We start from the raw sequence: 11,155 nt of genomic DNA, 5'->3' as shown, positions 1-11,155 counted from the left end.
GGCGAAGTGCGCGCTGATCTCCCCGGTCGTCAACCCGCGGGCGAACAACGACAACACCACCGCGTCCACGTCGTTCAGGCGGCGCTGCCGCTTCTTGACGATGACCGGCTCGAACGTGCCGTCCCGGTCCCGCGGGACCTCGATCACCACCTCCCCGGCCGCGGGGGTGGTCACCGTCTTGGCGCGAGTTCCGTTGCGGGAGTTGGCATTATTCCTTCCCTCGGCTGCGTGTTTGTCGTAGCCGAGGTGCTCGGTCATCTCCTCCTCGAGAGCGATCTCGAGCACGTCCTTGGTCAAGATCTTCAATAGCCCGTCCGGGCCGGTCAGGTCCTCACCGCGGGCGCGGGCGGCCTTGACCAACTCCCGCACCGCAGCCCGCTCGGTCTCCGAACGGGAAACCCTCCTGGTCTTCTTCGCTTCCTTCGGCATCGAGCTCACGCTCGGCAGTGTCTCGGTCATCACTGACCTTCCTCGCCAACCTCGTTGGCGTGTCGGGCCAGTTACACCGTTAATCGGACAGTCTCCTCCGCGCACCTCACGTCATCAAACCGCTGCCCCGTGAAAGACGGAGGCAAGGGGATAGAAACGGAGGTCCGGATGGCCAGGCGACGAGGATTTGGAGAGGTCGAGCGACGGGTTGCCGCAACGGGCAAGGTGAGCTACCGCGCCCGCTACGCGATGCCGGACGGCACCCGTCACTCGCGCACGTTCTGGACGAAGATGGACGCCGAGGCGTGGCTTGCGGCGGAGCGGTGGCTCATCGACCGTGACGAGTGGACGCCACCGACTATGCGCAAGGCGGCGGAGGAAAAACGCCGGCGCGAGGCGGAGTTCAACACCGTCGGCGGCTACGCCGAGCGTTTCCTCGCCGAGCGCGGTCTGCGGGCCACGACGGTCAGGGCCTACCGGATCCTGCTGAGGACCCGGATCCTGCCGTGGTTCGCCGACATGCCGCTGGTCGACGTGACGCTCTCGGAGATCAAGCGGTGGCGCGCCTCGATGGACTCGCAGACCGAGTCGAGCAACGCTGCGGCGTACCGGCTGCTGCGCGCGATCCTTGTCGCGGCCGAGGAGGAGGAGCTGATCTTCCGCGCGCCGCCGAAGATCCGCGGGGCCGGCTCGGCGCCGGTTACGCGGGTCGTCAGTCCGGCAACGCTCGAGGAGATCAGCGCGATCGTCGACGCCATGCCGCAGCGGCTGCGGCTGTTCATCGTGCTCGCGGCGTTCGTCGGGCTGCGCGAGGGGGAGCTGCTCGAGCTGCGGCGCTCGGACATCGACGGCATCGCGGGGCGGGTCTCGGTCTCGCGCAAGGTCGACAAGGAACCCCTTCCCGGTGCCTCGAACCCGTGTCCGAACTGTGGCCGGGGGATCGGCCCGCCGAAGACGAGGAGTGGCACCCGGGTCGTGCACGTCCCGCCACCGTTCCTCCCGATGCTCCAGCGTCACCTGCTCGAGTACGCCGCTCCCGGCGGGGAAGGCCTGCTCTTCCCGGGGGACCGGACCGACCACATGAGTACGCGCTTCCTCATGGACCGGTTCCGTGAGGCGCGCAATGCCGCCGACCGGCCGGACCTGACGATCCACCACCTCCGGCACACGGCGCTGACGATCGCCGGCCAGCACGGCGCGACCGCCGCGGAGCTGCAGGCCCGCGCCGGCCACGCCTCCCAGGCCGCGATGGCGATCTATCAGCACGCCACCCTCGACCGGGACAAGCTGCTGGCCGACCAGATCGGCGCCACCTACCAGGCGTGGATTGAAGGGCGGTCGACGTCCTGACTCGTGGGCGTGTGGCCGTGCCGCGGCTTGTGGCGCGGTCAGCGGAGGCGGTGCCAGTTCGCCGAGGGGATGCGTTTGCCGACGTTCTCGAGGTCGTCGACCTTGACGCGCAGGCTCTTCGGTCCAACGCGATAGCCGGCGATGACGCCGTCGGCGATGAGCCTGCGTACGGTCTTGACCGACACCGATAGGCACTTGGCGGCCTCGGAAAGGCTGACGTAGATCGCGCGGGTGGTGGGCTGCTCGCTCATGGGTTTGTCCTCCTGGGCTCGGTGGTTGCGGATCGAAGGAAACGGCGGGCTTCGCCGACGGTGATGTAGAGCCGGCCGACGCCGTTGATGCGGGTCCAGCGCGGGCCCACTCCTCGGCGTCGCCAGTCGCGGACGGTGCGCTGCGGCGTGTGGATGAGTGAGCAGAACTCCTCGAAGTGCAGGAGCGCGTCGTCACTCCAGTCAGTAGGGATCTCAATCGGTCTCACGGGTTCCTCCTGTTCGGTGCTGTACTCCATACGCACCCGATGACCCGATGAGGAGTCACGAGTGCGGCCACAGATCGACATCAGAGGAGACTGATGTCACTCACCCAAAGCCGCCGAAACCGTTCTGAGGGTTCACCGTGGACGTCTACGTCCTATGGACGGCTGGAGGCTCGGCCCTGAGGATGGGGCGGGTTGCCGTCCATCGTTGGTGGCTGACCAGCGCGATCACGCACGTATGGACTCGCGCGTTGATCCTGATGCCGACCGCAGCGCGGGGTCCCCTGGGCCCACATGTCCGTCGCGGCGGTGCTGGAGACAGTAGGATGAGTACTCTCAGGAATCGAAAGCGCCCGTTTCTGGCTTTCTTGTGCTAATTCAGTTCGTGCGCATCGATAACGCAGATCGTGCAGGAGGGGAGCGATGGCTGACTTGGCGGAGCCGCCAGCGCTCTTCATGCTCTTTGAGGGGCACGCTGGAGGAGAGGCCAATGCTCGATCTCGCTTCCAGAGCTTGGTGACTGCTCTTGTCAGCGTCGTGCACCCTGCGGCCAACGAGGTGGCTGGGCCGGGTGGTCGGGACTGGGGAATCGACACCTTTGTCGGTCGCTTGGACGATGACGTCGTTGTATGGCAGTCCAAGTACTTCCGGGCATGGAATCAGGACAGCCACCCGGGCGAGATCAGGAACTCGTTCAAGAGCCTGATGACCCATGCACAAGCACATGACGTGACCGTATCTGCGTGGACCCTGTGCGTGCCCTGCATCCTCAGTCCTGAAGGCCAACGATGGTTCGACGGATGGCGGGGTCGACAGGAGAAGCAGTACGGGCTAACGATCGACCTCTGGAATGGGGTCCGCCTTAGACGGCTTCTAGCATCGCCGGACGGCGAGCAGACATATCGGGACTACTTCCCCGGGGGCGTCGCTTCACCTGAGCCTGTTATGCAGACTACGGACGTTGCGCCCCTCACAGACGCGCTGTTCGTGCGGCAACTGGAGGAGGCCGGCTGGGGTGCGACCGACGCTGCGCGGGGCATGTTCTTCGCAGCGGAAGCCCTCGCGCGCGACATCGCTACACGCAAGAACACAGAAACGGTGCAGGCTCTTCGGGAGCTGCACCTGGAGGTGCAAGCCGCGTGGGAGTCAAAGTACAACCAGGCGCAGTGGGACCACGAAGGGCGCATGGCGGGATTGGTCGATGCGGTGCTGACCGCGGCTGAATGCTGCCCCGATCCCTATGGGCTGAGCCTGCGCCCGTCCCATCGCAAGGGAGTGGCACATCGCCTGGTTGAAGACCGTGCGGCTGGATGGGTCAGACATTGGAGCGAGGTTGCTGCGTCCCACACGGGGCCTGACGCGCATAGGGTTGTCGATTCGATGCTTGCAGCCGCCAGAGGGTCATCCGATGCCTGATCACTCACTGGACTTGTCATCGCCTGTCCCGCAGGCACCGGATGACTACCAGCGGTTCCGGCTAGGCCAGCTCCTGCTGCTCGTAGCGGTCGCGACTGAGCAAGGGAAGCCGGTACACACCATTGATCGTCTTGGGTACTACGACTTCTTCGCCGCGAACCCATTCTTGATGCTGGGTGACTCAGACGCTGGCGACCAGAAGGCGGCGACCGAGATGCGGTTGGCTGGTTTTCGACAGAAGCAGTTGTCCTACACCGCGCCGGGTGCTCGGTTCGTCAATAGGCGGGAACGCCTGCGACATGACTTAGCTCTTCTTGTTTCTTATGGCCTTGTTGAGCTCTCGGATGAGGGCTATCGGATCACGTCAGCCGGCTCCACTGTGTCGTCCCAGTTTGAATCAGTCTATGCAGATAGCTATCGCACCTCAGCAGCCCTGGCATTACGAAGACTGGTGCCTCTCAGCGATAAACGACTGACGCGAGTCGCCCAAAGTTGGTTAGGAGAGTCCTCCTTGTGGCTGGATCTCTTCGCGGATGTGGGTGACCTCACCACGTCCAGCACGGAGGGCCACAGATGACTGAACGTGCGCCAACGGGCATCCGTCTCTTGGAACTGCGCTTAGCGGGGCGCGCAGGCAGCGCAGAGAGCTACGCCGTCTCATTCCAAAACGCTTCTCGTTCCCGCTGGCTCCCGCTGTGCGTGATCGCGGGTGAGAGCCAGACTGGCAAGACAAGCGTGGCGGACTTCGTGCGCTATTGCCTTGGGGACAACGAACATCCCCAGCATCCAGAGATCATCGACAAGGTGCGGTCGGCGATCCTTGTGGCCGAACTCGATGAACAGGTCCATACCATCGAGCGGAGCGCTGTCGGGGCACCATCAAAGTTTGCGTCCGTCTGGAGCACCCACGTCGACAACATTCAGTCTGCGACCGAGCAGCGCTATGTCATCGAGCCTCCTTCGGACCCGAACAGTCTGTCTCAGTTCGTCTTGAGCGCCTGCGGCCTTGACAACGTGGCGCTACCCGAGGCGCCCACACGCGAGGACTCGCCCATACAACTCCTGAGCATTCGCGACGTCTTTCGAATTATGTGGGTTCCTAACGAGCGCCTGGACAATAAGAACCTCGCGTTCGAGCACAGTCCTCACATGGTTCGCCAGAAATTCCGCCAATTGGTCGACGTCATCTTTGGCGTCCATGACGCCGCTGGGACGGACTTGGGGGCGCGGATCGCGCATGCGGCAGAGGCAGCCCGCGTAGCTGCTAGGGATGCTACTGCGCTCGAGACAGTTGTGATTGAGGAGTATCCCGAAGGCCCATTAGAACTAAAGCGGGTCAAGGACGAGGCATCCGAGCATATCGCTCAGGCTGAGGAACAGATCCGGTTGATGGATGAGGGCCAACTGGCGACCGAAAGGCAGACAGAGGAACTGCGGTCCGCTCTTGAGGTAGCATCACTTAACTCCCGGAAGGCTGATCTTCGCGTACGTGACCGCGTCAGCTTGCTTGACCGGCTTGCGGCCCTCCGCAGTCAGTATGCCGATGACAAGAAGAAGCTCACGTTTCTGAAGGAGGCCGAGCGAGCTTTCGATCCCCTGCATGTCCAGGTGTGCCCCGCGTGCTTGATGCGGCTCGCAGAGTCCCCAACTATGCACGGTGGCAACTGCTCGCTTTGCGGCTCGACCTTGCCGACATCCGATGCCAGTACACCGAACTCGGGCGCAGTACAAGTAGCTGGCGACGCTCCGGTTGGAACGGCGGTCATTGAGGCGGAACTACGCGCGGTCAACCGGCGATTGGACGAGTTGTCCGACTATTGGAACCGCATGGACGTCGACCTTGCTGGACTTCGGACCGAAAGTGCCCAGGCGGCTAGGGAACTCGTGAGAGTGTCGGAGGCCTTAGAACAAGTCACTGACCTTCCTGCGCCGTTTCTCGCGGCACGCGATGAAGCGCTCCGTGTCCGATCACGGATGGCAGGCGAACTCCAGCGGGCGGAAGCTGGACTGCGTCTCTGGGATCGGGTAGCGGCCGCGAAGGCCGAGGCGGACCGGCTGGCTGGCCACGCCTCACGGCTTAGGACAGAGCGCACGGAGCAAAGGTCTCGACCTGATCGAGAGGCGGTGGTTTCGGCCATCTCCCAACGCTTCACCCATATCCTGCAGGACTTCGGCTACCCCAAACTGGACCTGGCCCATGTCGGCACCGACCTTGTGCCGCATGTTCGTGGACTGCCGTATCACGCCGCCAGTAGCGGGGGGCTGGTCCTGATCAGTTTGGCATGGCATCTGGCGATCTTTGAGCTGGCCTTTGAGCAGGGGGAGGCGGGGGTGCAGCTACTTATGATCGATAGCCCACAGAAGAACCTGGGACACCGCGCGGCGGATCTTGGTGACACCGAATTCTCCGACTCCCGATTGGTAGAGAATTTCTACTCTCACGTACGGAGTTGGCTGCACGGGAATGGGCAAGGGGCGCAAGTCGTAATCGTCGACAACAGCCCGCCAACGTCTGTTGATGCCGACGTCGTTGTTCGCTACTCCCGGGATCGTCGACGCCCGCCGTATGGATTGATCCATGACGCCGTGGACTAGCGCTGCCGCGATCGCAAGCGCCTTTCAGGAATCCGGCCAGGGGGACCCGCCAGATCCAACCACCCTCCTTGCGAGCCATGCCGTCGGAGATGCGTCGCTTCAGGCAGCGGATGGTCTCGGGCGCCCGCTCGCCCTCTTGGCCCTTCTTTTGCGTCCCGACAACACCAAGCCAGCCGGCCAGCGCTGGTCGTCGGACCGGTTCCCACTACTCTTCGAAGCGGATTCAGTGGTGCTTCCGCATCCAGTCCACTCGTGCGCGTTTCGCCAGGAAGTCTCACGGCCAAGACAGTCCATCCTTCTTGACATGGCAGAGGGACAGTATGAGGAGGACGCGCGCGAATGCGATCGAATACTTTGTATGGCTATCCGACTTTTCCGCGAACATGAAATGACCACACCAACAGACATTAACCTGTCAGGAGCCTCATGACGCGGGTCGTTCTTCACAAGAGACTGGTAGACGGCGAGGCTATGCAGACTGCCAGGCATTACGCTGATGGCCTGGCTATTGACAAATCCTGGAGAGTCTTCACATCAAGATCGACTTCCAGCAAAGACAACCTTATCTTCGATTTGAGCGCCTTGGACTATCTAGACCACGACTCCCTTCTGCATTTGGGCGCTATAACGAGGTTCCGATCCCTGAGAGGCTTGGATACTCTCTACGATCTTCCAACCGTTTCCCACGTCTTAGACTTCATCCGCGCGTGGAAGTTTCCAGAGTTCATCTCGAATGTTGCAGGTAAGCCGTTCGAACAGCTTCTCACTCGAAGAAGTAAGAATGTTTGGAAATCTCTCACGACAGAGTTTCCGCGGTATGTTAAGGTCATTGACCTTCCCGGAGGCGGGATGGCAGAACTCCTGTCTTCAACACACTTCGAACTGACACCAATCTCCTTGACCACAAACCCCTTCCGGGCGGCGACCGTTGCACGCGACGCATGGCTAGAGCGACACTTCAAGGCGATTCTTGAGGCCTACCTAGGTGACACAGGCGAGCGACTTGGGAAGATGGTCATTCTCGAGGCCGTCCTAAATGCCGCCATGCACCCCGGCGCCCAAATGGCTTACACATCGTCCCAAATTGTCCTTCCGCGCGTCCCAGACGACTCGCCTCGTCTACAAATCGGGATATGGGATGACGGAAGCCCCATCGCCCTAACCCTGCAGCGCCGAATGGATCAGGGACTCCCAATCGTCTCACCGGTATTCGGCTTTCTCCACGAATCCTTCCGAGTCCGTCTGGTCCGAGCCAATGGTAAAGAGGAAGTCCGCCACCTCAATCCCAGACCCGACCATATAGACCGCGGCTTCCCATGGCTCTCAGTGATCGCCTTCATGGCTGGCGTATCGTCTCTCCCTGATCGTCCCCTCGAAGAGACAGGTCAAGGCCTAAGAGATGGGGACACTGACAACTATCCCGGCATGGGCCTGAAGTACATACGACGCAACGTCCTCGACCTTTGGGGTGGAACGATTCGGTACTGGGTCGGCTCATACCGGATGCTCATGAAAGCGGGCCCTGAACGCGACACATACCAAGTCGACATCTTCTACAGGCCGAAGGAGGCTTGGCCCATCCAAGGGAACCTTCTGTTTCTTGAGATTCCTTTGCGGCGCGGCATGGAGGAAGAGACATGAGCGACGTCCTCGTCCGGATACGGCCCGCCTCCGACACGCTAGTTGGTCGATCACTGGCGGAGTCCTCCTCACTCATGGAAGCGGCTTTCGGAGACGAGCCAGGCCTAAGCCTCGACATTGAGTTCATGCTTGACGTTACCGATGACGAACATATTGATGATATTGCGCAACTCCTCCACTCTGAGACTGAGCCACATGGAGTCATCTTCATCGACGCGAGTTTTCCCACAGATGCTCTCCGAAGCTATCAGGTGCTCGACTCTCTGGTGTGGCTCCTGCTCGTGACTGAACCCATCTCGTCGGGCAGCGCAGATATCGTCATCTTGATGGAGGAACTGCCAGTCCCCGTAGATCAAATTGCGGACTTGATGAATTTGCCGGAACTCAAGACCCGTCTTATAGTTGTTGATGAGGCGGGCAGGACGCTTGGTGGCGGAGATGCCACCCATGTCGTCGATGCGCTGAAGTCACACCCTCCCGTGGCTCCGGACATCGACCGAGAAATCCTTCGCAGACGCGGCGTCTTTCGAAATCAAGGGAAAGACAGTTCGTTTTATTCTTTCTACTACGAACCCACAGATGCTGGTTCAGACCTCCTTGAACGCCGGCTTCTGAATGCGCTGCAAGCATATGGACCTCGGGTGGTAGTTTATGATGCAACCATTTCGGGGGATTGGTTCCCGTCCCTCGTTCGGGCTGTAAGCGTGAAGTTGTCTTCGCGCTCCCCGGTCGCGATCATAGATACTGATGAATGGCTCTCGTTTCAGGCTGGAACGCTGACGAAGCCCCAAAACAGGCACGCCGCTCATGTGGCCGAGGCCCTCAAAGATGAGACTTCTACTGTTGCCTTTATCATTCCTGCCTTCTCGAGTGGACGCGCCGCGATGAGAACCGTCGAGGCGGTCGGTCGCCCACTTCTTAGTCGAAGCCAAATCTTCGCAATCATCGTCGGGGATAGACGTGAGCTCCGAGCAGGCTCTTATGATGGGACCCTCGGGGCGAGTAGTCTGGAATACGCGGGATCCCAACTTGATGTCGAGGTGTTCTATCAGGCAGCGCTTGACTTGCTCGGACCCGAGGACTGGCTTGTCAGAGCTGCCAGCGCATTAGGCGAAGTCAATGACTTACCCGCTGGGCCGCTACGTGATGAGCGCTTGCAGACTTCGACAGTCTGGTCTCTGCTTCGAGAATGTGGCGTGGGCAAAGAGTCATTTGTGCCGCCTAGTAGGGCACCGAGAAGGTATTATCCCGTCCTTGAGAGAATGAGCCCGTGGGATGCGCATTATATTGGAGAACTTGTAGTTCAAAAGATCCTGCGCTTGGTACCGAACTCGACTCGCGACGCGATGCTCGTTGTGGTGCCGGACGAGGAAACTGGTATCGGGCCTATCTCGCGAGCGCTGCTCCACCGATGTAATACCGCGGTTCTCCGTGTGCCGCGGATGGCTATCTCAGGTGGTGACGGCCTTGATGCTGAAGTGACCAGGAAGCTTCGCAGACATCAAGCAGAAACATTAGTTGTGTTTGACGAGGCGACCGTGACCTATTCAACTTTGCTTTCTCTTGGTACGCTCGTTAAGCGTGAACTCGGTCGGAGTGTGGATCTCACGGGTTGTGTTTTCAATCTGGCTTTAAGTGATCCGCCGGCGGGGACTCCGTTCTTTCATCTACGGCGCTGGCGCGCCGTGCAGGAAGAGGTTTAGACATGGTCAGCGCAGAGCACAACGAGCAGTTCGCTGTGGCCGTGCGGACCGCACTGCAAAGCCTCGACATCGATGACCCATTACGGGGTCTCATTGGAGAACAGTACATCGATTGGCTTGTTTCTGGTGATTCGCGTGCCGCCAACCTGGCTGGTCTAGCTCTGCTTGGGATGTCGGACGCTTCAGCAAGAGCGTTGGGAGAGAGGGTCCTGGAGATGTCCGCCGATCAGAGTTTGATCACCGATGCGCCTCATGTGTTGGACCTACTCGTACTCACGGTCAAGGAAGTCGAACTGAAGGCGTGCATGGATGTCTTCGGGTTGACCGGACCGCCGGATCTTGACCTGGGGGAAGGATGCCGTCTCTGGACGTGGACGCATGATGGGCTCCAAATTGGATTAGCGGTCGTAGGGACCGACGGGAATGTTGAGTCCGCGATTGAGGTTCTGCGCATTTTTGGTCAACAACGGTTCCGGACAGCTGTGATGGTTGGGATGGCCGCAGGTCTAGAAGGTAGCGTACGGAAGGGAGATGTAGTCGTTTCCACATGGGTAGTGGCATATGAGTTTGCGCGCCTAGCGGTCCGCAAGTATTTCCCCCGCGCCAAGGCTTATGCTGCCGACATACGCTCCCACCAGTCGATTGCCCAATTACTCGCGGGCCACCCTAATTGGGCCACTGAGTGCGCTTCGCAGTTACGTGCGTCAAAGGGTTTTCATGGAATCGAACGGGGCGATCCCGAGCGCTTGACCAGGTCTTGGAAGCCGCGGATAAAGCCTGGTGTAGTGTTGGCTGGAAGTCGCCTCATCGAGGATGGATCCCTGAGGGAACTAAAGGAGAAGATCAACGACAAGGCTCTCGCTGCGGAGATGGAAGGCGCAGGATTTGCGGCCGCATGCGCCTACCTTCGCGTTCCCTGGATTGTCCTGCGAGGAATCGCCGACTATGGAACCGCGGACGTGACTGTCCTTCGCGGCAAGGCTCAGGAGGGAGCGCGAGGGAAAGGGTGGCAATATGCCGCAACCTTCGTGGCTGCCTCTTTTGTTCGAGATCACATTTTCTCGGCGCGAGTTCCGCTTGTCCTCCCTTCATCTCCTTAGATAGATGGAGTCAGACGGAACTCAATCTGCAGCGAGGCTGAGGTGTACATGTTGTCTCGCCACATGTCGCTCTCGGGATTGCGCCGTCACCGCCCCATCCCATAGCCCTGGCTTGGCTCCGACCGCATTCGACCCGAGTCGTGCCAATTTAGTGTGTCGCGGGCTCGTGGCCTGTGGCGATGAGGATGTCTCGGGCGGCGTCAGTGAGGGAGTCGGCCGCGGTGTGGGGGTGGCCGGCGATGGTGATGGTGATCTGCTGGATCGGGCGGAGCGCGCGCACGATCTTCTTGATGCTCATGCCGGTCTGGTCTTGGAGGCGCCGGGAGATGGCCAGCGCGGCGAAGACGATGGTCAGGTGGGCCTCGATCGCGTCTTTGGTGTGGTGGAAGATCGGTCGGGCGCGTAGGTCGCTCTTGGACATCCGGAACGACGCCTCGACCTGCCAG

The 11,155-nt window shown here is 60.7% G+C and carries 10 protein-coding genes and 1 pseudogene; 7 read left to right on the top strand and 4 right to left on the bottom strand.

Going from position 1 to position 11,155, the window contains the following annotated elements; genetic code table 11:
- A partial coding sequence (locus tag BN11_RS20335; protein WP_048700224.1) for an IS256 family transposase occupies window positions 1-459 on the bottom strand: 459 nt, incomplete at its 3' end.
- Window positions 460-597: 138 nt separating this feature from the next.
- Here BN11_RS20335 and BN11_RS20330 point away from each other — a divergent pair.
- Window positions 598-1,779: a tyrosine-type recombinase/integrase gene (locus BN11_RS20330; protein ID WP_083433917.1), complete on the top strand. Its 1,182-nt coding sequence runs from the start codon at window positions 598-600 to the stop codon at window positions 1,777-1,779.
- 38 nt (window positions 1,780-1,817) lie between these two features.
- Here the strand turns inward: BN11_RS20330 and BN11_RS20325 are convergent, their stop codons facing one another.
- Together BN11_RS20325 and BN11_RS20320 are read right to left on the bottom strand one after the other, a co-directional pair.
- The gene (locus BN11_RS20325) at window positions 1,818-2,030 is read right to left on the bottom strand and encodes a helix-turn-helix domain-containing protein (protein ID WP_048700252.1); all 213 of its coding nucleotides are present in this window, start codon (window positions 2,028-2,030) and stop codon (window positions 1,818-1,820) included.
- Window positions 2,027-2,257 (bottom strand): hypothetical protein, encoded by a 231-nt coding sequence (locus tag BN11_RS20320; protein ID WP_157044313.1) that lies wholly within the window; start codon window positions 2,255-2,257, stop codon window positions 2,027-2,029. Before BN11_RS20320 ends, BN11_RS20325 begins: the two co-directional genes overlap by 4 nt.
- Window positions 2,258-2,677: 420 nt before the next feature.
- Here BN11_RS20320 and BN11_RS20315 point away from each other — a divergent pair, with 420 nt between their 5' ends.
- From BN11_RS20315 to BN11_RS22205, 6 genes are all read left to right on the top strand, one after another.
- Complete coding sequence (locus tag BN11_RS20315) at window positions 2,678-3,670, top strand: hypothetical protein (RefSeq protein ID WP_048700248.1); 993 nt, start codon at window positions 2,678-2,680, stop codon at window positions 3,668-3,670.
- Window positions 3,663-4,247 (top strand): ABC-three component system middle component 2, encoded by a 585-nt coding sequence (locus BN11_RS20310; protein WP_048700246.1) that lies wholly within the window; start codon window positions 3,663-3,665, stop codon window positions 4,245-4,247. The genes BN11_RS20315 and BN11_RS20310 overlap by 8 nt, the downstream gene beginning before the upstream one ends.
- On the top strand, window positions 4,244-6,265 hold the full coding sequence (locus tag BN11_RS20305) for a V-type ATP synthase subunit E family protein (RefSeq protein WP_157044312.1): 2,022 nt from the start codon (window positions 4,244-4,246) through the stop codon (window positions 6,263-6,265). The genes BN11_RS20310 and BN11_RS20305 overlap by 4 nt, the downstream gene beginning before the upstream one ends.
- 426 nt (window positions 6,266-6,691) lie before the next feature.
- Window positions 6,692-7,906 carry a hypothetical protein gene (locus tag BN11_RS23230; protein ID WP_157044311.1) on the top strand — a complete coding sequence of 405 codons (1,215 nt, stop codon included), beginning with the start codon at window positions 6,692-6,694 and terminating at the stop codon, window positions 7,904-7,906.
- Window positions 7,903-9,609, top strand: coding sequence for a hypothetical protein (locus BN11_RS23225; protein ID WP_157044310.1), 1,707 nt, complete (start codon window positions 7,903-7,905; stop codon window positions 9,607-9,609). Before BN11_RS23230 ends, BN11_RS23225 begins: the two co-directional genes overlap by 4 nt.
- A 2-nt stretch (window positions 9,610-9,611) precedes the next feature.
- Complete coding sequence (locus BN11_RS22205) at window positions 9,612-10,709, top strand: 5'-methylthioadenosine/S-adenosylhomocysteine nucleosidase family protein (protein WP_083433916.1); 1,098 nt, start codon at window positions 9,612-9,614, stop codon at window positions 10,707-10,709.
- Window positions 10,710-10,857: 148 nt separating this feature from the next.
- Here the strand turns inward: BN11_RS22205 and BN11_RS20295 are convergent.
- A pseudogene (locus tag BN11_RS20295) lies at window positions 10,858-11,155 on the bottom strand (IS1634 family transposase); the annotation flags it as partial.

The organism is Nostocoides australiense Ben110, assembly GCF_001050535.1.
GTDB classification, from domain to species: domain Bacteria; phylum Actinomycetota; class Actinomycetes; order Actinomycetales; family Dermatophilaceae; genus Nostocoides_A; species Nostocoides_A australiense.
Note: the sequence above shows the minus strand (reverse complement) of the source record. Positions and strands in the feature narration are given on the sequence as shown.

Bases quoted from the DNA above. Each gene is read 5' to 3' on its own strand.
- BN11_RS20330 (WP_083433917.1), top strand. From the start codon at position 598: ATGGCCAGGCGACGAGGATTTGGAGAGGTCGAGCGACGGGTTGCCGCA.
- BN11_RS20325 (WP_048700252.1), bottom strand. From the start codon at position 2,030: ATGAGCGAGCAGCCCACCACCCGCGCGATCTACGTCAGCCTTTCCGAG.
- BN11_RS20315 (WP_048700248.1), top strand. From the start codon at position 2,678: ATGGCTGACTTGGCGGAGCCGCCAGCGCTCTTCATGCTCTTTGAGGGG.
- BN11_RS20310 (WP_048700246.1), top strand. From the start codon at position 3,663: ATGCCTGATCACTCACTGGACTTGTCATCGCCTGTCCCGCAGGCACCG.
- BN11_RS20305 (WP_157044312.1), top strand. From the start codon at position 4,244: ATGACTGAACGTGCGCCAACGGGCATCCGTCTCTTGGAACTGCGCTTA.
- BN11_RS23230 (WP_157044311.1), top strand. From the start codon at position 6,692: ATGACGCGGGTCGTTCTTCACAAGAGACTGGTAGACGGCGAGGCTATG.
- BN11_RS23225 (WP_157044310.1), top strand. From the start codon at position 7,903: ATGAGCGACGTCCTCGTCCGGATACGGCCCGCCTCCGACACGCTAGTT.
- BN11_RS22205 (WP_083433916.1), top strand. From the start codon at position 9,612: ATGGTCAGCGCAGAGCACAACGAGCAGTTCGCTGTGGCCGTGCGGACC.